The organism is Paracandidimonas soli, assembly GCF_004342005.1.
GTDB classification, from domain to species: domain Bacteria; phylum Pseudomonadota; class Gammaproteobacteria; order Burkholderiales; family Burkholderiaceae_B; genus Paracandidimonas; species Paracandidimonas soli.
Window position 1 is genome coordinate 90,434 of record NZ_SMBX01000006.1, and the last position, 21,148, is coordinate 111,581.

Here is a 21,148-nt window from a genome sequence, read left to right on the forward strand (position 1 = left end):
GAATATGCGAGAACGATAGTGCGCAATCCAGAATGGACACCTGGCCAGCCCGCACGGGTGCAGTTGCTTCCGCCAGAACAGCGGACGCGGGCGGCCACCAGACAGCGGCTATTTTACACCCTGGGGACGGTATCGCAATGCCTCGACGAGCAGCCTCATCGCCTGCGAGGGCTGCCGGCGGTTAGGGTAGTAAAGGTGATAGCCCGACCACAGCGGGCACCACTCTTCCAGCACGCGCACCAGGCGGCCGGCGGTGATATGCGGCCGGGCCAGCGATTCCGGGACATAGGCCAGCCCAAATCCCGCGATGGCGCCTTCAAGCACTTCATACATGCTGTTGAAGACGAGCTGGCCGTTCGTCCGGACGTTGATGGCCTTGCCTCCCTTTTTCTTGAACTCCCACACGTAAAGCCCTCCGTGCGTCGGCAGGCGCAGGTTTACGCATTGATGGGAGACCAGTTCATGGGGTGTGCCGGGCGACGGGTTCCGGGAGAAATATGCCTTGGATCCGACCAGCGCGAAGCGTTCGTCCGGACCAATGCGGATGCCGATCATGCCTTGCGCCAGTTGCTCTCCAAACCGCACTCCGGCGTCATAGCGTTCTGCGGAGATATCGCTCAGGCCGTAGTCGCAGATCAGCTCGACCTTGATGTCCGGATATCGGGGAAGAAACGCCGCCAGCCTGGGCCAGAGTATCGTCCGGATCGCATGATCCGTTGCCGTGACGCGGATGGTTCCGGCGGGCTTGTCTCGGAAATCGCTCAGCGCCTGGACCTCGGCGTCGATTTCCGCCATCTGGGTGGAAATGTTCCGGTAGAGCCGCTCGCCAGCCTGCGTGGGAGACACGTTGCGGGTCGTGCGCGTCAGCAGGCGGATCCCCAGGTTGGCTTCGAGCGTCTTGATAGTGTGGCTCAGCGCCGATTGCGAAACGCCCAGTCGCGCCGCCGCCCGCGTAAAGCTGCCTTCCTGGGCGACAGTCACGAATGCAAGCAGACCAGTGTAGTTGTCGCGCGGCATTCATGAAACTCCTTCATGGGTGAAGGGGGATTGTATCGGACAAGAGTTCTTCTCAAACACCATCTGGATAGCAAGGTCTGCCGAGCGCGGGACCGGACGCTGCTGTATCATTGATACATACGGCTGAACGGTCGTTTGCCTTCAGCCTCGACATCTTGATCCTGGGGGTAACGCGATGGTCCTGCAACCCGGCGAACGATCAGACAGGCTGAAGGCGCTGGACGCGTCTCTGCGGGCCGCATGGGCCCGGACCTGGGTTTCCATATCGCCAGAATCCCAATGGCTGGCCTGGACGGACTGGGCCCGGCATCTCGCCATCAGCCCCGGCAAAAGCGTGGAACTGGCCGACCTGGCGCTGCGCCAGTGGGCGCAAAGCATCCACGGCACGTGCACGGTACTCGATCCGTCTTTCGGCAACGAGGCGACGGGCGCCGCCGCGAACGACAGGCGCTTCAAGGATCCTGGCTGGGATCAATACCCTTTCAGCGCGTTCCGCTGCGCTTTTCTGGGACAGCAGCAGTGGTGGCATGCCGCGACGCATGGCGTCGATGGCGTGGAACCTCATCATGAACGACTCGTCTCCTTCTGGGCCAAGCAGTGGCTGGACATATTCTCGCCCGGCAATTTCATCACCACTAATCCAGTCGTTCTTGAGCGCACCCTCCAGGAAGGTGGAGCCAATCTTTCGCGCGGGTTCGGCTATTTTCTGGAAGATGCTCGTGCGTGGCTGACGCAAACGCCGCCTGCGGGGGCTGAACAGTTCGAGGTCGGGCGCAACGTCGCCATCACGCCGGGCAAGGTAGTGCTGCGCAATCGCCTGATGGAGCTGATCCAGTATGCTCCTTCCACGGAAAAGGTTCACGCCGAACCCATACTGATTGTGCCTGCGTGGATCATGAAGTATTACATTCTGGATCTGTCCCAGCACAATTCCCTGATCAAATACCTGGTGGATCAGGGGCATACCGTATTCTGCATTTCCTGGAAAAACCCCGATGCGGACGACCGCGACATGGGGATGGACGACTATATCGATCTTGGCTGGCGCGCCGCCCTGGACGCTGTCAGCACCATCGTCCCGAACCGGAAGATTCATGCCACCGGATATTGCCTGGGTGGCACGCTGCTTGCTATCGCCGCCGCGGCCATGGCGCGCGATGGCGACGACAGGCTGGCGTCATTGAGCCTGTTCGCGGCCCAGACCGATTTCAGCGAGCCCGGCGAACTGGGGCTGTTCATCGACGAAGCGCAAATAACATTGCTTGAAGCCCAGATGGCGGAAAGAGGTTATCTGCGCGCGGGCCAGATGGCCGGCGCTTTCCAGATGCTGCGTTCCTACGATCTGCTCTGGTCCCGCCTGACCAACAAGTACCTGCTCGGGGATCGTCAGCCGATGAACGACCTGATGGCATGGAATGCCGATGCCACGCGCATGCCGGCGAAGATGCATTCGCAGTATCTGCGCCGGCTGTTCCTGAACGACGATCTGAGCAAGAACCGCTATCCGGTGGATGGCCGCCCGGTCTCCCTGACCAATATCGTCCTGCCGATATTCTGCGTGGGAACCACGACCGATCACGTGGCTCCCTGGCGCTCGGTCTACAAGCTCCATCATCTTTCACCGGCTGAGATCACCTTCGTCCTGACCAGCGGCGGCCACAATGCCGGCATCGTCAACGAGCCGGGCAGGCCGCGCCGGCATTATCAGATATTGACGCGTGCGGAGGGCGAAGCCCATCTTACGGAAGACGAGTGGCTGGCGGCCGCTCCCATGCATCAAGGTTCCTGGTGGACGTCCTGGGCCGAGTGGCTGAAGGCGCATTCGGGATCTCTCGTGTCGCCGCCGCGCATGGGCGCCTCGAGGCATGGTTACAAAGTATTGTGCGATGCTCCCGGAACATATGTGATGGTCAAATGATCAAAGGAGATGAGCGGTGACCCTGTAAAAAGAGCTGAGAAGAATTATTTTGCAGGAAGTTCTTCACTCCGCCCCAGCCGGGGCTTTCCATGACCAGAAGGATACTGCCATGAACGTCGAATCCATCCCCCTGGCCTTGTACAAGGCCAATATTGAACTTCAACTGCGCATCTCCCGGCTGCTGCAGGAAAACGGCCACCACTGGCTGGAGTCGATGCAGCAGTCCAATGCCGAGAACATTGCGGAGACGACAGCCGAGATCGAAGGGCTGCTGCGATCTGCGAACTGGCAGGCGCTGGCGACGCTGCCGGTGGAAAGCTTCTGGCGACAATTCCAGAACCGTGTGGGAGATACCCAGACGATCAACCAGCTCGCCGTCAAGAATCAGGCCGCATTCATGGCTGGCGTGCAACAGGCGCTGGAAAGCTGGCAGAAGGCGGTGGCCGAAACATTGAATACTGGCGATTCCGAGCAATCGCTTCCTGATATCTTCGCGCAATGGGGCGCAGCGTGGCCGCCGGCTGTCGGATCCCGCAAGAAAACGGCCAGAAAAGGAGCGAACTGATGAGCGCGGGCAAAAGAACGGCTCTGGTGACAGGGGGCATGGGAGGCCTGGGCGAAGCCATCGCCCGGGCATTGCATGACGCCGGCCACGCGGTACTGGTGACGCATACGCGCAGCGACGAAGCCGCAGCCGAATGGCTGGCCAGGCAAAGCGCGGATGGCTACACCTTCAGTTCGTACAGGGTGGATGTATCGGACTGGGATTCCTGCCTGCGCATGGCCGAACATATCGCGGCCGACGGCCATGCCGTGGACATCCTGATCAATAACGCCGGCATCACGCGCGACGCCACTTTCCGCAAGCTGGACAAGGCGAACTGGGATGCAGTGCTGCGCACCAATCTGGACTCGGCATTCAACGTCACCAAGCCGTTCATCGACGGCATGGTGGAGCGAGGCTGGGGGCGCGTGGTCAATATCTCCTCGATCAATGGCAATAAGGGCCAATTCGGGCAGACCAATTATTCCGCCGCCAAGGCGGGCCTGCACGGATTCACCAAGGCGCTGGCGCAGGAGGTGGCACGCAAGGGTGTGACGGTGAACACCGTGTCGCCCGGCTATCTCGAAACCCAGATGGTGATGGCGGTGCCCGAGGACGTACGCAAGCAGATCATCGCCGGCATTCCCGTGGGCCGCCTGGGGCATCCATCGGAAATCGCGGCGCTGATCGCCTTCATCGTCAGCGATGCGGCTGGATTCATGACTGGCAGCAATGTGTCGATGAACGGCGGGCAGCATATGTATTGAATACGCTGCGTACTCTATAATCCATGACATCTCTGGACTGTACTGGATAGCGTATCCGGTACGAAAATAGAAGAGGGAACCCGGCAAGTCATTGTCAGGGGCCCTCTTTTCGTTCATTTTGCAAGGGACGACTGTAGAGGTTTCATGAAAAGCACCGCACCTACTTGGCTTATGCCTGTAGTGGCTATCTTCGCCTTACAAACAGCCTCAGCGTTCCTGTCCCGACTGATCCCCATCGTTGCGCCAGCGATTGCCGAAGAGTTCGGCTGGAACGGCAGCTCCATCGGCTATCTGAGCGCCAGCAATGCTCTGGGCGGATTGGTCTTCCTTGTTGCAGGCTCTTCGTTGCTCAGGCAGATCGGCGGAACGCGCATGCTGCAACTGCTCTTGATCCTGGGTGCCGCCTGCATGGGATTTTTCCTGTATCCCAGCATGGGCATCGCCCTGGCGGTCTGTTGTGTCATGGGCATGAGCAACGGCGCGGCGAATCCGGCCGGCAGCGAAGTGCTGCAACGATTTTCCCCTCCGGGAATGCGCAACCTCATGTTCTCGATCAAGCAGGCTGGGGTTCCTCTGGGCGGCATGATGGCGGGGCTGTTCGTTCCCGTGGTCATTGCGCTGGCTGGATGGCGGTTCTCCCTCTTCGTGTTTGCATTCCTCGTGCTGCTGCCGACCGTTCTTACCTGGAAGCTGAGCGCTGTCCTCGATGAAACGAGCAAAGTGGAGAAGCGCTCCGGTTCCTGGATGCCGACTATGCAGTCGCTGCGCATCTTTGTCGCACCCCTGACATCGATCACGCAAGACAGGGGCTTGCTGAAGATGTCGATCGTGGGAAGCCTCTTTGCCGTGCCCCAGAGCTGCTGGTTTGCATTCACCGTCATCTATCTGGTCGACGGGCTGGGCTTCTCCCTGAGCCTGGCGGGCGTGGTATTTGCGGTGATGCAACTGGGCGGCGTGTTCGGCCGCATCGCATTGGGGTGGATTTCCGATTACTTGCGTTCGTCCACCGCAACCCTGTCAATCGCCGCGCTTTTCTCAGCGGTGACGACGGTACTGCTGGGATTGACCACTCCCGAATGGCCGCTGTGGTCCATTATTGTGCTGGCCTTGATTTCCGGCTGTACGACGGCCAGCTGGAACGGGGTGCACATTGCGGAAGTGGCCAGGCGATCGCCTCCCAACTTGATCGCGGAAACATCGGCGGGAGCCGCCATACTGGTCAGCGTGGTGAATATCGTGGCCCCGACCGTTTTTGCCATACTGGTAGCGACCACCGGCCGCTACGATATCGCCTTTCTATGCGTGGGAGTATGCGCGCTTCTTGTGCTGGTGATTTTGCCTAGAGATCGGCGCTGATCGCGCTTGATTGGATCCGATATCGTCCAGCCGACCCATTCCAGCTGCCATCTGGCAAGTCCCGGCCGGTGGCCGGGGATGACCCTGGTTCGCGCATTGCGCGCATCGCGTCACTCCGGGGAATAGATAAAAATCATATGGGCGCCAAATAAATGCCAGGCGGCCCCGATATAAGCGCCAAAGATTAAATAAGCATAAGCTAATGTCCATTAGTTAGGTGGCGGGGTCTTATCGCGCAGGGCGTTGTTGGCGCGGCAATTATGAGAAAAGGCTGTCGCGCCATGTAATGGACCGGGAAGAAATGACAGACAACAATACCAATCCGGGCGGCAACCCTGCCCCAGTGCTGCCCGACAACATCCAGAACGGAAACATTTGGCGCTTATCCATTGCCCAGGCCCTGGCGGGCGCGAATGCGACGGTCGTATATGCCACCGGCGCCATTATCGGGAATGCGCTGGCGCCTACGCCCATGCTGGCGACCCTGCCCATTTCCATTTTCGTGGTGGGCATGGCGGCATGCATCCTGCCGGTGGGGGCCGTAGCCAGGAGGCATGGCCGGCGCGCCGCTTTCCTGGTGGGAACAGGGGCGGGGGCGCTGGCCGGGCTGCTGGGCATGCTGGCCGTCATCGTGGGCTGGTTCTGGCTGTTCTGCCTGGCGACGTTCTTTGGCGGCAGCTATGCGGCGGTGGTGCTGTCCTTCCGTTTTGCAGCCGCCGATGGCGTAGAGCCGAAAAAGCGTCCGCGAGCGCTGTCGCTTGTCATGGCCGGGGGCGTGGCTGCCGGGGTGGTGGGTCCGCAACTGGTGACCTGGACTATGGACCTGTGGCCGCCGCACATGTTTGCGGCGACCTTTCTTGCACAGGCCGCGGTCGCAGTGATGTCGGCGTTCGTCCTGCTCGGCGTGAAGCTGCCCATGCCTACAGCGGAGGAAATCGCCGGAGGACGGCCGCTTGCCGAAATCGTGCAACAGCCGAGGTTCACTGCCGCGGTCATCTGCGGGGCTGTCTCCTATTTGCTGATGAATTTCCTGATGACGGCCGCACCGCTGGCGATGCATATAGTCGGGCATGCACAGGAATCCGCCAACCTGGGGCTGCAGTGGCACGTCATTGCGATGTATGCGCCCAGCTTCTTCACCGGCAGCCTGATTTCGAGATTCGGCGCGGGCCGCATCGCGGCGCTGGGGCTGGTACTGACCGGATTTTCGTCCGTCGTCGGTTTGCTGGGCATCGATGTGATGCATTTCTGGTGGACTTTGATCCTGCTGGGCGTAGGCTGGAATTTCGGCTTCCTTGGCGCATCCGCGATGGTGCTGGAGTGCCACCGGCCCGAGGAAAAAACACGCGTGCAGTCGCTCAACGACTTCATCGTCTTCGGCGTGATGGCCATCGGATCGTTCCTGTCAGGCGGGCTGTTGTCCGCTTATGGATGGGATGCGGTGCTGTGGGTGTCTTTCGTGCCGCTGGCGCTGGCTGTCGTGGCGCTTGTGCTGGCCATGCGCAGGACGTCGGCGGCTTCCGCTGAATAAGAGGATGTGCTTTGCCGGGTTTCCGGCTGTAGGCGCGGCAGGGTGTAGCAGTTATTTTCGTATACCCAGGACGGCCACAGGGCATGGCTCAGTGCCTCCTTCAGGAAATCATCGTCTACGGCCTGGGGCGTATATGAAGCGGGAGCCGCGTAACGGTATTGTGTAGGCCGCCGGTGCGGCTCCAGTACGATAAGCCTATCTCCCTTGAGATAGCCGTAGTTTTCTCCATACTGCATCATGGCTCGTCCACCCCCGGCGCAAGTCAGGTCGTGCCCTATCATGGGGTGCTCGCTGCGGATTCCGATCAGGGAAAGCAGCGTGACGGGCAGATCGATCTGGCTGATGATTCGGTTGTCCCTGCGCGGCTGGATGCCGGCGCCAAGAATGAGGGCTGGAATATGGAAATGGCGCAAAGGCACCAGATTGGCCCCGAATACGCGTGAGTCGTGGTCAGCCGCAACAAGAAATACGGTGTTGCCCCAGTAGCTGGAGGCTTTGGCCTTGTCGAAGAATCGCCCCAGCGCCCAATCGGCGTATCGGACTGTATTCTCGACGCTTGCAGGATCACCGTCCGGCTCGATCCGTCCCGCAGGATATTCCCAGGGAGAGTGGTTGCTGACGGAGAATGCGAGGGTAAAGGTCGGCTGCTTCGATGGGGCGCTAAGGAGAGTGTCCAGCTTGTCGAACATATCCTCATCTGAGGCTCCCCAGGTTCCGACGAAGGCCGGCGTTTCGAATGTATGGATGTCGTGCAGCTCATCGAATCCGTTGCCCAGGAAGAAGCTTTTCATATTGTCGAAATGGGCTTCGCCTCCGTAAATGAATCGCGACAGGTAGCCGTGCTGTCTGAGTAATTGGGCGAGTGTGAAGAAATTGCGCTGTGCTCCGGACAAGCGTAGGACAGCTTCCGAAATGGTCGGCGGGAAGCCCGCGACAAGCGCTTCCAGGCCACGGACGGAGCGCGTTCCCGTGGCGTAGGCCCGGGTGAAGCTCCAGCCTTCATCCGCAAGCCGGTCCAGGCAAGGAGTCAGGCCGCTGCCACCAAGATTTGCGACATACTGGGCTCCCAGGCTTTCTTCGACGATGATCACTACATTCAGCGCCGTTGTGCTTTTGACAGTGGGTTCGTGGATATGCAGTGATGGAATTTTCGGGTTCGAAGGGGCGATTCCGGCACAGGAGTTGATCGTCTGGCTGAGCTGCTCGCTGTCCAGTGCGCCGTAGACGTCGGCAGCCGAGCGCTCGTTCTTGAGGCTGTAGATGGCGTACAGGACGTTGTAAAGCGAATTCAGCGGCAGGGTGTTGAGCATGCCGTCGCTGCAGTAGGCGACACTGGATGGATTGATGGGACGGTGTCCCAAGGTGCCGCGTATGGCCAGGAAAATGATCGGGGCAGCAATCAGGCTGTACAGTGCGCTTTGCCACCATGAAAGCTGGGTTTCGGCCATGGTCTGGCCGAAAAGCCGGTATCCCGTCCAGCCGAGAAGCGTAATGAGGAGAAAGGCGCCGGCAAGGGCGGCTTTGTATCCTTTCCACAGCATGCCGAGCACCTCCTTGGGGTGCTTGAGGTATTCGACATAGAGGCGGTTGGGGCGGGTGTCATACTCAAGAATGAACTGCGGTGTCGAGACCTCCAGCAGCACGAGCAAAAGCCAGGCCGCCATGAACCAGGCTGCGGAAATGGCGCCGGCCGCTTGATGATGCCCCAGCCAGGGGGCCAGAAGTGCCGGAATTCCTGCCAGCATGGCGATCTGGGCCGCATCGATGCGCAAACCTCCTTTGACGATCGGCCATAAGCCTCCGGCCGCTTGAGTGCGTTGCCATTGCCACGCGGACAGCATCAGGCGGCTCAGTGTCAGCAGGCCAAAGCTTGCGGCGATAAATACGAAGGTTTGCTCGCGCATGAAAGACGTCGGTTATGCAATGCAATGTTTGAGGCTGAGTCGCGCACATGGAATATGTGCGGCGTCATCGGGGCCTGGAACTGGATCCCGTTTCATGTGCCGGGATGGGACGACGATACGAAGCCAGGCGGCAAGAATTCGTCAAAGAAAAATCAAGAATTCATCAAGCCGTGAAGGATCGCGGGAGGGGAGTGCGCAAGAGCGTTCGGAAGAATCCGGGTGTAAGAAAGCCTGGAGCATGGCCGGCTGGGGCGGCTACCCATGCATGTGAGGCGTGACGGCGACTGTGTGGCGAAGGATGAAGGCGCAGCGTTATTCGGCGCTCGGGCGGGTCTTGTTAGGGTCTCAGCCGGATTCTTGTTCCGTTGCTATCCGTCTGGGCGATCTCCAGTTTCCAGCCCAGTCTTTCAGTCATCAGCGTTACGATATAAAGGCCCAGCCCGCTGAGTGCCGCTCCGTTGGGGGAGATTTTCTTTTGTCCCAGAAGAATGGCTTGCTGGTCGGCGGTCAGGCCTGTTCCCCGGTCTTCGATTTCTATGGCATTTTTCGATACTGTGACCCGGATATCTTGATGGGTGTGCTGTAGAGCATTTTGAATGAGATTGCGCAGCAGCATGCGCACCATGACGGGGTCCGTGCTGACCGTCAGGAAGGACTCCGTCTCGAGCGTCACCCGGTCGCCCGCGCGATGGCTGATCTTCAGGTCATCGATCACTTGCTGTATGACGGGGGCCACGTGAACGATTTCCGGAGTCTGGTCGCCAGGCTCGCGTCGCGCCAGCCGGAGCAGGACGTTGACGTTATCCCGCATTTCGTCGCATGACCTGCGTACGCGCTTCAGAGTGGCCTGGTCGTTCGGATGCAGCTGGTTGCGCAGCTCCAGGATGTCGAGCGCCCCGCACATGACGGCGATGGGAGTGCGAAGCTCGTGGCTGGCCAGGCTCAGGAGGGATTGCTCTCGCCGCACGTAGGACTCGAGCTCGTCCAGGAATCGGTTGAATGTCGTGGCGATGGAATGCAATTCGGCATCGGTGTAATCGGTTTCCATGCGGGGCATGTTGGCTCCCACCGGAATCCGGCTGATGCGTTTGGACAGCAGGGTCAGTGGCCTGGCGATATGCCTGGTGCTCAATGCGGCAAGCACCAGGCTGAGTGCGATAATGATCAGCGCAATGACGATCAATGCAATCTGGAACAGGGCCTCCCTGTCTTCGAAGTGCGTAATGTCCTTGGCGACGTAGAGCAGGCCCGTTTCGATTCTCTTGACCGTCACCAGATAGGTCTGGCTGCCGAGTTCAATCTCTGCCGAATAGTTCTCAGGCAAGCCGCGAAAGATCGGAGGCAGGGCTGCGGGATGGGGCTGGCCCGTGGGGATGAAGACGACGGCGATATTCGGCGTATCCCACACAAGCGTTTCGTCGCTCTTGTTGTTCATGAGTATGAAGTCGCGCTCTTGTGCGAACTCCACTTCGAGCATAGTGTGTTCGAGGTCTTCGTTGACCAGCAGCACCGTCGCAACCATGGCGATCACACTGATCACGCTGACCAGCAGTATGCTGCGATAGACCTTGCGGGAGATCGATTTCAGGCTCATGGGGATTTCGTGCCCGGCGCGATAAGCCTGTAGCCGCGGCTGTGCATGGTTTTGATCATGGAATATTGAAAGGCGCTTTGCAGCAGTTTCCTGAGCGAGTAGACATGCGTGCGCAGTGTGTTCATGTCCGTTTCCCGCTCTCCCCAAACCCGGTCCTGCAGCTCGGTGTATGACAGAAAGTTGGGATATGCCTTGATCAGCTCTTCGAATATCCGTGCGGCCGTTCCGGAAAGTTCCAGCTGTTCTCCGCCATCGGTGCGGACCGTGAATGTGCCTGGATTGAAATGAATTCCTGGAATGCTGATTTCCGGCGTATTCGAGAACCCCGTCTTGCGCCGATACAAGGCTTCCACTCTCAATTGCAGTTCGCGCAGATTGAACGGCTTGACGAGGTAGTCGTCCGCGCCCACGGCGAAGCCCTGTTCTTTGTCATGCAACTGATCCTTGGACGTCATGATGATGACCGGCGTCGAACAGTGAATGTCGTTGCGGATGCGGCGGCATACTTCGAACCCGGAGAGTCCGGGCAACATGATATCCAGAACGATCACATCGTATTCGTTGGTGGCGATCAGGTGGATCGCCGTCAAGCCGTCGGGTGCAAAATCGAGTATGTATCGGCTGTCGTCGAAGAATTCCAGCAGGTTGGTGGCGAGGCCGGTATGGTCTTCCACGACCAGCATTCGTATGGTGCGTTTCAGAGGCATGATCGCTTATTCCGGCATGATGGAAAAATGGTACAGCCGCCTGGGGCGCGCATGGCCGGAATACTATCAAGTATTCATCAAGAAAATATCAAATACCCTACAGCCAGCGGCTTCCGATGACGCCAATCCATACCAGGGCGGCCAGGCCCAGCGATAACAGCACGGCGGCGCTGCCGATATCCTTGGCACGCCCCAATAGAGGTTGATGTTCGATAGAGACCGCGTCGGCAAGCGTCTCGAGCGCGGAGTTAAGCAGTTCCACGATCAGTATGACCATCAGTACACCTATCAGCAGCACGGCTTCGAGCAGGCTGCGGCTGATCCAAAGCGCAACGGGGATCGCCGCTGCGGTCAAAAGCAATTCCTGCCGGAATGCCGCTTCCTGCCGGAACGCTGCTGTCAGCCCTTGTATCGAATAGCGCAGTGCGTTGCGCAGGCGGGCGAGTCCGCCTTTGCTTTTGTAGGAAGAGTGCATAAAGGGATGGATCCTGTGCTTGCCGGAAAAATCCTGTGAAGAATAGCGCACATTATCCGAACGTCAAAGCGTATGGAGAGGCTTCTCGATCCCTGTTGCTTCTTTCTTTGGAGCCGGGGCGATATCTTGATGATTTCTTGATTTTTACTGGATGAATTCTTGCTGCCGACGCTCGTATTCTTGTCTCTTCGCAATCATTGCATCGAATGAGCGCCGTCTTGAAATCGATTCTTCCTTCCATGCAATCCGCCCGTGCGGTCCGGATTGCCAATTGTCCGGTCGACGCATCCGCTGCTGTCCAGGCAGGCAGGTTTCTGGCGTCCGGCGGATCTTCCACCCTTATGCATTGGGCCGCTATGGGGCTGCTTGTCCAGGGCGGCTTGTCGCCCTTGTTATCCACCGCGATCGGCGCTTTCACTGGCGCAGTCTCCAACTATTTCCTCCAGTTCTACTGGGCTTTCAACGGCAAGGGCGTCCACGGCAGTTCCATGCCGGTCTATGCCTTTACGGTAATCCTGGGCGGGTTGCTCAATGCCGGGCTATTCCACCTCCTGACTGCTCTAATTCATGTTGGCATTGTCCCGGCGCAGATCTTCTCCACTGCAGCAGTCGCAGTCATGAATTTCGTCATTTACAAAAGGATCGTGTTTCATGAACGCATTATTTGATCATTGGCGCCTTGAAATTCCAGGAAGCCGGATACCGGAGCTGTCGATCGTGATCCCGCTCTATAACGAGTATGAGGTCATCCCGATGATGCATGAGCGCTTGACGGGCGTGCTTGCAAGTCTGGGTGTTTCTTATGAACTGCTTCTGGTCGATGATGGAAGCTGCGATGGCACCCCAGGCCTGATGAGCCAACTGGCGGAAGAAGATCCCGCCGTGGCGGCCGTATTCCTGAGCAGAAACTTTGGCAAGGAAGCTGCACTGACGGCGGGCATCGAGCATGCAGCGGGTAGCGCAGTCATCATCATGGATGCCGACTTGCAGGACCCGCCGGAGCTCATCCCGCAAATGTTCCAGGCATGGAAGGGCGGCGCCGACGTTGTTTGCATGCGCCGCCGCTCAAGGGCGGGAGAGGGCTGGCTCAAACGCTGCAGCGCCTATCTTTTTTACCGTGTGCTCAATGCCGTCAGCGATGTGGATATCCCGGCCGATACCGGGGACTTTCGCCTGCTCAGTCGTAAGGCCGTCGAAGCATTGAAAAAACTGAACGAACGGAATCGCTACATGAAAGGGCTGTTCGCCTGGATCGGCATGCCGACCGTGGTTATCGAGTATGACCGCATGCCGCGGGCGGCGGGAGTCACCAAGTGGGATTATCTGGGCTTGTTCAATCTGGCCTTTCAGGGGGTGACTTCCTTTTCGACGGCTCCTCTCCGGCTGGCCATGGCCGGCGGTCTGTTGACGGCGTTTTTCGGTGTGATTTTTACTGCATGGATCGTGGTTAAAACACTTGTCCTGGGGGAGGCGGTGCAAGGATATCCCTCGCTTGTTTCGATGATGGCGATTCTTGGCGGCGTTCAGTTGCTGTCCATCGGGCTGCTTGGCGAATATATGGGTAAAACCTATTACGAAGCCAAGCAGCGTCCCGTATATCTGGTGCGCGAGGTCGTGGGCCGGGGAAGGCGCCCGACGCATGCGGCAGGCATCCATTCCACAGCGTTCATGGCGGAGGAGTGATGCGACTCGCGCGTAAAGATGCATGGCTGATCGTGGTTTTGCTGTTGCCGCTTTTTTCCATGGCCGTGATCCCTTTCTACGATACGAGCGAACCCCGCTATGCAGAGATCGCCAGGGTCATGGCCCGGTCGGGAGACTGGATTACTCCCTGGTTCAGCCCTGATCTTCCGTTCTGGGGAAAGCCGCCTCTTTCATTCTGGGCGCAAGCCCTTTCCATGAAAGCGTTCGGTATCAACGAATTTGCCGCGCGCTTTCCTTCCTGGCTATGCTGGCTCCTGTCCAATGCGCTGCTTTTTGCAGGAGCGCGATCGCTGTATGGGCGGCGCGTTGCTTTGCTGGCCGCGACTGTCTACAGCACAGGCACGCTTGTCTATATCGGTTCCGGCGCGGTGCTGACGGACCCATTTCTCGCGTTTGGCACGACCTTGTCCCTGGTATCGTTTGCCATAGCGGTGAAAGATCGGAAGCCTGTCTTTGCGGGAGCCGGAGAGCCGCAGGAAAAGTTTGCCGGTGCGTCGGGGGCGCCAGGATCCTGGTGGTGGCGGTATGGATTTTTCGCAGGCCTGGCTATCGGTTTGCTGGCGAAAGGGCCTTTGGCCGTTGTGATCGGCATGGCGCCGGTGCTGGTCTGGCACATGTGCAACCATAAGACCTCCGCATTGGCGACTGCCCTGCCTTGGGCGACCGGACTGGCTTTGACGGCGGTGCTGAGCCTTCCCTGGTATATCCTGGCGGAACTCAAGACGCCGGGATTCCTGGACTATTTCATCGTCGGAGAGCACTGGCTCCGTTTTCTTGATCCAGGCTGGAGCGGAGACCTGTACGGGACGGCTCATCGACAGCCGTACGGCATGATATGGCTTTACTGGCTGATGGCGTCTTTTCCCTGGGGCGTGCTGATGCTGGCGCTGTTGATGGGCTCGTTGCGCAGCTCTCGTCTGCGTTCGGCGCTCAGGGCGACAAGCAGCCGCCCGCTTTCCGGGTATTGGCTGGCGGGCGCCTTGTTCACGCCGATCTTCTTTACATTCGCCGCCAATATCCTGTGGACTTATCTGTTTCCCGCCATGGCTGGATTCAGCATTCTCGTCGCGATCTTTCTCGATCGGATGGATGGGCTGCCTGGATTTTCCAGACGTATGCAACTGACGATCGCAGGCATTGTGCCTGTCGCGCTGCTGGGATTGAGCGTCATTGCCTGGGTCAGTCCCGACCTGTATCTGCGCAGCACTGAACGCGGCCTGGTGCGTTATGTCATGCAGCAGGGTGAGCCCGTCTCTTCGTTGCATTATTACGGCAAGCCGCCTTTTTCCGCGCGATTTTATTCGGCGGGGCAGGCCAGGGAAATGACGCAAGGCAAACTGAGACAGGCGACTGCAAGCTGTGCGCCGTTTTACCTGGCGATACCCAAAGACCAGCAGAAAGCCGTCGCGGAGACTCTTGGCAGGCCACTCGATCCGCTTTACGTCAATAAACGCTATGTGCTCGTCAGAATATCGACTGGCGGGGCGGATTTGCGGCAGGGATGCCTGAAGGGACTTCCATAGCCGGAAAGCGATTGAAATAGCTTATACACACAGTATCTCAATCTGCAAGACTGATACACGCCTTGGGTGCTAACTTCTTGTCCAGCCGGACATTTCCGGTTCCACCCGATACATATGCGGCATTGCAGTGATAGCCAGCACAGGAGAATCATCATGACTATCGCCAAACGAATTATTCAAGCTGTTCTCGCGGGTGCGCTTGCCCTGGGCGTCAGCACGGCGGCGCTGGCCGACAAGCAGGGCCGCAATACCATCATCGGCGCAGGGTTGGGCGGCGCCGCCGGGGCGCTGATTTCAGATGGCGATCCCTGGGTCATACTGGGCGGAGCTGCTGCCGGAGGCGTATTGGGGCACGTCATCACGGATGACGATGACCGCGGCAGGAACCGTCATCATTGGAAGCATGACCGCAGCTACAATAAATACTACAAACGGGCTAACTATCGAGGCCATGACAAGCACCGTGGCGGCAAACATTGGCACAAGAAGCATCATCGCCATTGAGCGAGAGACGAGGGTCGGATTCTTCGCTCAACTGGAAGCGGGGCAGCATCTTGCCTGAAAAAGACTCATAGACCATGCGCACCTTTTTCCCGATCCAATCGCCGTCGGCAGGCTCGCCGCCTGCGAGATTGGATACGAGCACCGCGCCCTCTTCGATCTGAACGGCAATGACATTGTAGGGAGCGGGATATTCAGGCAGATAGCTGCGGTGGAACCGTGTCCAGGACAGAATCTTCCCGCGGCCGCTGATCGTCTTCCACGTCAGGTCAAACCGGAAACAGGACGGGCAGCAGTTCGCGGGCGGATAGATGGCTTTGCTGCAGGCATCGCAGAACGGAAGCGCCATTGCCTCGTTGTCGATGCTCGCCCACATCCTGTCGTCCAGCAGCCCGCTGACGGGGGATGGAAAAGTGTCTGGCTTGTTCATCATGCCTTATCCGCAGTCATTACGATGGATACGGTCTTTCCCGCAATATCCGAGGTGTAGTGCGCATGCTGGGCGCCCATGATCTGCCGCGCCCCGGCCTGGCCCCGGAGCTGCCGCACGCATTCCACATAGTGGCCCCAGCCCTGCATATACGAATCCGAGAGATGGCCGCCGCTCGTATTGGTCGGAAGCCGCCCGCCCGGGCCTATGCCTTGCTCGCGAAGGAATTTAGCCGCATCGCCTGCCTGGCAATAGCCATAGCCCTCGAGCGCGAGGACGACGTGCATGGAAAAGCTGTCGTATACCGAAAATACGTCAATGTCGCCGTGGCTCACATTCGCCATGGAAAATGAGGCCTCGCCGGCGAGTTTCTGGGCGTCGCGATAGAAATCCGTCAGCCGGGGCTCCAGGCTGGTCGAGCCCTGGTTCAGGTCATAACGACCGAAACCGGTGACATGCACCGCCGGTTTCGCCATGCGTTTCGCCCGCCCGGCCGAGGTCACGATCAATGCCACTCCGCCGTCATTGACCATGCAGTAGTCGAAGAGGCGCAGGGGTTCGCAGATGTAGGGCGCCGCCAGATATGCATCGATGTCGATAGGCTTGCCAAGGATCGCTTCCGGATTCAGGGAGGCCCATTTCCTCTGGCTGACCGCAACCAGGCCGAGATCCTTGTCCTTCATGCCGCTCGCGTGCATGTAGGCGTTCGCGGTGAGAGCATAGAGCGCTCCTTGCGAAGTGAGCCCCCACGGCGTGTGATAGACATAGGCCAGGAAAAGATCGCCGCCCATCGCCTGAGGGCCGCCGTACTGGACCTTGTTCGAGCGCTGGTTGTTGCCGTAGACCAGCGCCACTGTTTCCGCCATGCCGGATTCGATCGCGGCGATCGCCTTGAGCAGCGCGGTCGGCGCGTCGGACTGGTCGCCCCATCGCGGGTCGATGCCCAGGACTTCCGCCGTTCTTTCGTAGGCGGTCGCCTGGCCGACGATCAGGCCATCGATATCCCTGCGTTCCAGGCCGGAGTCGGCAAGGGCGTTCCGCAGGGCGATCGCAGCGTAGCCGTATTGGTCGCAGCACGCCTGTCCCTGCCGGACGGCATGCCAGTCGGCGACCCAGTCGGTTTTGCCGATCCCTACGATGCTGCATCGTGCTTCAGGCATGCACAGCTCCGCTCATGGCTATTCGGGACTGAAGGAGCGCTTCGATTTCCGGCGTGTCATATCCCGCCTCGCGCAGTATCTCGACCGTGTGCTCGCCGAAATCGGGCGGCGGCATCGATGGACGCTGCCGCACTGCGCTATTGATGGGAAACGCGGGAACGCGGAATTGATTGCCCGTGCTCGTCGTCAATGTCTCTACCAGCTTGAGGTGCGCCATTTGAGGGTTGCGTTCGAGATCGCGATAGGTGGCAACCGATCCGCAGATGATGTCGGCCTTCGACAGCAGTTCGAGCCACTCATCGACCGTACGCTTGGCAAATGCTTCCTGCAGCAGGCTGCGCATCAGCGCGCGGTTCCGGACTCTTTCATCCAGATTGGCCAGCAGGGCAAGCTCTGGCGCATCGCCGATGCCGAGAACTTCGCAAAGCCGCTCCCAGCGGCCGCCATTGTAGGCCGCGACCATCAGCCAGCCATCGGAGGCTTCGAATGCTTCATTGGGAGCGGCGTAAGGCGCGGCGCTGCCGGCCTTGATCGGCAGGCATTGCGACCCGAAGTATTCGGTGAGGGCGGACTGCTGCAGGGCGATGGCCGAAGCAAACAGGCTCACGTCCAGAAATTCTCCCTCGCCCTTGCGCTCCCGCTGAAACAATGCCGCGAGCACGCCCACCGTGGCCACGATACCCGCAGTGACGTCCACGACGGGCGCCTGCACCTTGCATGGTTCCTGGTCGGGAAAGCCGATCAGGCTCATGAGGCCTGATTCCCCCTGGATAATGCCGTCGACGCCCGGCTTGGCTGTCGCCGGCCCCGTTTGCCCAAACGCGGACACAGAGCAGTAAACCAGGCCGGGATTCTCTTTCTTCAGGTCTTCATGGCCTAGTCCCAGCTTGCTCATGACGCCGGGACGGAAGCTCTCGATCAGTACGTCCGCACTGGCCGCCAGTCTGCGAACCGCCTGAAGTCCGGCCTCGGACTTCAGGTTCAGGACGATGCTGCGCTTGTTCCGGTTGAACGCGACATAGATGGGGCTTTCATCGAGCACCCAGGGCCGGCCCAGCGTGCGTCCCAGATCTCCCGAGGGGGATTCGATTTTGATGACATCCGCTCCCATGTCGCCCAGGTACATCGAGCATGTGGGGCCGGCGCCGATCTGGGAAAAGTCGATGACGCGGATGCCATCCAGGCTAGTATTCAGCAATTGCGCACCCTCACTCGATCTTGATGCCGACGTCTTTGATGATCCTGGCCCACTTGGCCTCGTCGGCATTCATGACGGACTGCATCTCTTCGGCGTTGAGATAGCGGGTTTCGTAACCGAGCTCGGCCAGCTTCTGCCGGAACTCGGCGGAATCGGTGACGCGCTTGAGCGCTTCGGTGAGAGTCGCAACCACATCGTCGGGCGTTTTCGCCGGAGCCAGGATGCCGTACCATGTCGAGGATTCGTACCCGGCGACGCCCGCTTCGGCCATGGTGGGAACCTGCGGCAGCAGTAAGGAGCGGGCGGTACCGGTTACTGCGATCGCATTCAGGCTTTGTGCCTGGACATGCGGAGCGACTGCGGGCAGCGTGCCGAATGCGAGCTGGATATGGCCGCCGAGCGTGTCCGCGATGGCCGGACCTGAGCCACGGTAGGGGATATGCGTCAGCTTGGCGCCGGTCAGGACGCTGAACAGTTCCGCCGACAGGTGCTGCGGCGTGCCGTTTCCCGGCGTACCGTGGTTGAGTTGCTCGCCTTTGACTTTGACGGTCTGCAGAATGTCGTCGACGCTCTTCAGGCCTGTGGATGGATGGGATACCAGCAGGAACTGCACGTCGGCGACCATGGCGACCGGACGCAAGTCCTTGTGCAGGTCGAAGCCGACATTCGAATAGAGCGATGTATTGATGACGACCTGGTTGGATGCGATTGCGATCGTGTAGCCGTCCGGGGCGGAGCGCGCCGCCGCCGCAGTGCCGATATTTCCGCCGGCCCCGCCTTTGTTTTCGACAACGACGGGCACGTTCAGCTCTTTGGACAGATAGTCGCCCACGAGCCGACCGACCTGATCGTTGCCGCCGCCCGGAGGGAAAGGCACGACAAGGGTAATGGGTTTGGTCGGGAATGCCGATGCCGAGGCCGAGGCCAGCAACGGCATCAGCGTGAAAACGGCCGCCGCCGCCCGTTTCAACAAACGATTTTTATTCAGTGGTTTCACTGTAGTCTCCTGGTGGTCAACCTTAACAGCCCTTGAACCGGGGCTTGCGTTTTTCGGCGAAAGCCTTGCGGCCTTCGATGCGATCCTCTGACGCGTGAAGATGGCCCCAGACGAGTTCTTCGATCTCGAGCGCCTCCTTGACCGGCAGGTCGAGCGCTTTTTGCGACAGGTACTTGATTGCGCGAACGGCCAGCGGCGCATTGGCGGCGATGTCCGACGCAATGGCTTGGGCGCGCCGCAGCAAAGGTTCATCCGCCACGACTTCGCTGACGATTCCATAGGCATGCGCGCTATCCGCATCGATGATTTCGCCCGTCAGCAAAAGGCGCATCGCTGTCGACCGGGGCAGGGACTGCAACAGGCGCTGGATGCCGGAAACCGCCGGAATGCTGCCGACGCGCGGTTCCGTCAACCCGAAGCGGGCGTTGGGCGAGCAGATGCAGATATCGGCGTTGAGCGCCAGTTCCATGCCGCCGCCGACCGCCACGCCGTTCACCGCGGCAATGACGGGCTTGCCGATGCCCAGCCGGGGCAGCGAGATATTCCGGATATAGAGCGGATGCTTTTCATCGATGTTCCGGTCGAACATGCCGGAAACATAGGGCTTCGCGGGCAGGGTTTTCTTGAGATCGGCCCCTGCGCAAAATGCCCTTTCTCCCGCTCCGGTGAGGATGGCGACGCGCAGCTCGTCATCGCCGTCGAACCTGAGCAAAGCATCACGCAGATCGAGCATGGCGGACGGATCGAGCGCGTTCATGCTCTCGATCCGGTTCATGGTGATCGTGACGACACTCCCGTTTTTCGCGTATTCAATACCCATGCGGCCGGACCTCGCGCTTTCTGCTTGTTCTTGAAGTAGGTCGTATGCTACGTTTCAAGTTATATTCAAACAATCAATTTATTTTCATAGTTAAATATTTAAATAATTTATGTTTAAGCCAAGCCTCGTGCATCTGGAAACCGCTGTCTGGATTTCCCGTCTCGGGTCGTACGCGGCGGCGGCCGCGCAGCTCAATACGACGCAGCCGACGGTGTCTTCACGGATCAAGGAGTTGGAAGAGCGCCTGGGCATCCAAGTGTTCGAGAAGACGGGCCGGCGCATGGTTCTGACAGTGAAGGGCAGAACGTTGGTCGACCGGTGCGCGCCCCTTCTCGACCGGATGGAAGGCGTGCTGAGAAGCGTGACCGATACGCGGGACATGCACGGCACCTTGCGTCTCGGCTGCGGGGAGATTTTCGCGATGACCAAGCTGGCAGGCATCATGAAACGCGCCAGAGAAGCATTCCCGAACGTCAACTGGGAGATCGATGTCGACCTGACGATCAACCTGAAGAGCAAGCTTCAGCGCGCGGCGCTGGATATGGCGATCATGGTGTCGACCGACGATGACGTCAGCCAGGCGGCAAGCCTGAGCAGGCTGAATCTGGCATGGATGGCGGACATGGCGTTCGCGAAGGAGAACGATCTCGGGCATGGCCGGGAGGATCTGGCGCGCGTGCCAGTATGGACCCTGTCACGGCCATCTCTTCAATATGGCCTGACAGCGGCGTGCCTGCCGGATCCCAGGCAGAGCCACAAACTGAATACCTGCAATCACGTCAAGTCCCTCATCGAGGTCGTTGCTTCAGGAGCCGGGATCGCAATGTTGCCAGATACATTGATCGAGGGCGATTCGAAGTATGGCTCTTTGATGCGGATATTCCCCGACCTCGATCCGGTTCCTATCGAGTTTTATATGGCCAAGCGCAGCGATACGCATGACAGTCTCGTGTTCGAGGCCTTCGATTTCATCAGCCTGAATACGTGCGACTGATACGCCGC

At 59.4% G+C, this 21,148-nt stretch carries 20 protein-coding genes; 10 read left to right on the forward strand and 10 right to left on the reverse strand.

Translation table 11 applies throughout. From position 1 onward, the window contains the following. Positions 1-108: 108 nt before the first annotated feature. Positions 109-1,017 carry a LysR family transcriptional regulator gene (locus tag EV686_RS12600; RefSeq protein WP_132477301.1) on the reverse strand — a complete coding sequence of 303 codons (909 nt, stop codon included), beginning with the start codon at positions 1,015-1,017 and terminating at the stop codon, positions 109-111. 175 nt (positions 1,018-1,192) lie between these two features. On the opposite strand from EV686_RS12600, the gene EV686_RS12605 reads away from it, so the two are divergent. The 5 genes from EV686_RS12605 to EV686_RS12625 all read left to right on the forward strand — a co-directional run bounded on the left by EV686_RS12605 (position 1,193) and on the right by EV686_RS12625 (position 7,133). Next, on the forward strand, positions 1,193-2,935 hold the full coding sequence (locus EV686_RS12605) for a PHA/PHB synthase family protein (protein ID WP_132477302.1): 1,743 nt from the start codon (positions 1,193-1,195) through the stop codon (positions 2,933-2,935). Positions 2,936-3,044: 109 nt separating this feature from the next. Next, a complete protein-coding gene (locus tag EV686_RS12610; protein WP_132477303.1) occupies positions 3,045-3,500 on the forward strand; it encodes a phasin family protein in 456 nt (151 codons plus the stop codon). Beyond that, a complete protein-coding gene (gene phbB / locus EV686_RS12615; protein WP_132477304.1) occupies positions 3,500-4,246 on the forward strand; it encodes an acetoacetyl-CoA reductase in 747 nt (248 codons plus the stop codon). Before EV686_RS12610 ends, phbB begins: the two co-directional genes overlap by 1 nt. A gap of 171 nt (positions 4,247-4,417) precedes the next feature. Continuing rightward, on the forward strand, positions 4,418-5,602 hold the full coding sequence (locus EV686_RS12620) for an MFS transporter (protein ID WP_243650883.1): 1,185 nt from the start codon (positions 4,418-4,420) through the stop codon (positions 5,600-5,602). A gap of 301 nt (positions 5,603-5,903) precedes the next feature. Beyond that, positions 5,904-7,133 carry an MFS transporter gene (locus EV686_RS12625; RefSeq protein ID WP_132477306.1) on the forward strand — a complete coding sequence of 410 codons (1,230 nt, stop codon included), beginning with the start codon at positions 5,904-5,906 and terminating at the stop codon, positions 7,131-7,133. Here EV686_RS12625 and EV686_RS12630 read toward each other — a convergent pair. The 4 genes from EV686_RS12630 to EV686_RS12645 form a co-directional block, all read right to left on the reverse strand. After that, the gene (locus EV686_RS12630; protein WP_132477307.1) at positions 7,028-9,037 is read right to left on the reverse strand and encodes an LTA synthase family protein; all 2,010 of its coding nucleotides are present in this window, start codon (positions 9,035-9,037) and stop codon (positions 7,028-7,030) included. The genes EV686_RS12625 and EV686_RS12630 overlap by 106 nt on opposite strands. 337 nt (positions 9,038-9,374) lie before the next feature. Further along, complete coding sequence (locus EV686_RS12635; RefSeq protein WP_132477308.1) at positions 9,375-10,631, reverse strand: sensor histidine kinase; 1,257 nt, start codon at positions 10,629-10,631, stop codon at positions 9,375-9,377. Continuing rightward, a complete protein-coding gene (locus EV686_RS12640; protein ID WP_132477309.1) occupies positions 10,628-11,338 on the reverse strand; it encodes a response regulator transcription factor in 711 nt (236 codons plus the stop codon). Before EV686_RS12640 ends, EV686_RS12635 begins: the two co-directional genes overlap by 4 nt. Before the next feature lie 97 nt (positions 11,339-11,435). Beyond that, on the reverse strand, positions 11,436-11,813 hold the full coding sequence (locus EV686_RS12645) for a diacylglycerol kinase (RefSeq protein WP_132477310.1): 378 nt from the start codon (positions 11,811-11,813) through the stop codon (positions 11,436-11,438). A 206-nt stretch (positions 11,814-12,019) separates the two neighbouring features. Between EV686_RS12645 and EV686_RS12650 the strand changes: the two genes are divergently transcribed. The 4 genes from EV686_RS12650 (at position 12,020) to EV686_RS12665 (ending at position 15,544) form a co-directional block, all read left to right on the forward strand. Beyond that, a complete protein-coding gene (locus tag EV686_RS12650) occupies positions 12,020-12,481 on the forward strand; it encodes a GtrA family protein (RefSeq protein ID WP_132477311.1) in 462 nt (153 codons plus the stop codon). Further along, positions 12,465-13,496, forward strand: a complete 1,032-nt coding sequence (locus EV686_RS12655; RefSeq protein ID WP_132477312.1) for a glycosyltransferase family 2 protein — start codon at positions 12,465-12,467, stop codon at positions 13,494-13,496. Before EV686_RS12650 ends, EV686_RS12655 begins: the two co-directional genes overlap by 17 nt. Then, positions 13,496-15,040, forward strand: a complete 1,545-nt coding sequence (locus tag EV686_RS12660; RefSeq protein WP_132477313.1) for an ArnT family glycosyltransferase — start codon at positions 13,496-13,498, stop codon at positions 15,038-15,040. Before EV686_RS12655 ends, EV686_RS12660 begins: the two co-directional genes overlap by 1 nt. 153 nt (positions 15,041-15,193) lie before the next feature. Then, entirely contained in the window at positions 15,194-15,544 is a 351-nt protein-coding gene (locus EV686_RS12665) for a glycine zipper 2TM domain-containing protein (protein WP_132477314.1), read from the forward strand. Here EV686_RS12665 and EV686_RS12670 read toward each other — a convergent pair. From EV686_RS12670 to EV686_RS12690, 5 genes are read right to left on the reverse strand one after another with little or no spacing between them, the layout of a single operon-like run. After that, complete coding sequence (locus EV686_RS12670; protein WP_243650881.1) at positions 15,477-15,974, reverse strand: Zn-ribbon domain-containing OB-fold protein; 498 nt, start codon at positions 15,972-15,974, stop codon at positions 15,477-15,479. The genes EV686_RS12665 and EV686_RS12670 overlap by 68 nt on opposite strands. After that, positions 15,971-17,131, reverse strand: a complete 1,161-nt coding sequence (locus EV686_RS12675) for a thiolase family protein (protein WP_132477315.1) — start codon at positions 17,129-17,131, stop codon at positions 15,971-15,973. Before EV686_RS12675 ends, EV686_RS12670 begins: the two co-directional genes overlap by 4 nt. Further along, positions 17,124-18,329, reverse strand: coding sequence for a CaiB/BaiF CoA transferase family protein (locus tag EV686_RS12680; protein ID WP_132477316.1), 1,206 nt, complete (start codon positions 18,327-18,329; stop codon positions 17,124-17,126). Before EV686_RS12680 ends, EV686_RS12675 begins: the two co-directional genes overlap by 8 nt. 10 nt (positions 18,330-18,339) lie before the next feature. Beyond that, complete coding sequence (locus tag EV686_RS12685; protein WP_132477317.1) at positions 18,340-19,326, reverse strand: Bug family tripartite tricarboxylate transporter substrate binding protein; 987 nt, start codon at positions 19,324-19,326, stop codon at positions 18,340-18,342. Between the two features lie 22 nt (positions 19,327-19,348). After that, positions 19,349-20,146 carry an enoyl-CoA hydratase/isomerase family protein gene (locus EV686_RS12690; RefSeq protein WP_132477318.1) on the reverse strand — a complete coding sequence of 266 codons (798 nt, stop codon included), beginning with the start codon at positions 20,144-20,146 and terminating at the stop codon, positions 19,349-19,351. A gap of 127 nt (positions 20,147-20,273) precedes the next feature. On the opposite strand from EV686_RS12690, the gene EV686_RS12695 reads away from it, so the two are divergent. Continuing rightward, positions 20,274-21,140, forward strand: coding sequence for a LysR family transcriptional regulator (locus EV686_RS12695; protein ID WP_165972597.1), 867 nt, complete (start codon positions 20,274-20,276; stop codon positions 21,138-21,140). The last annotated feature ends 8 nt before the right edge of the window (positions 21,141-21,148 follow it).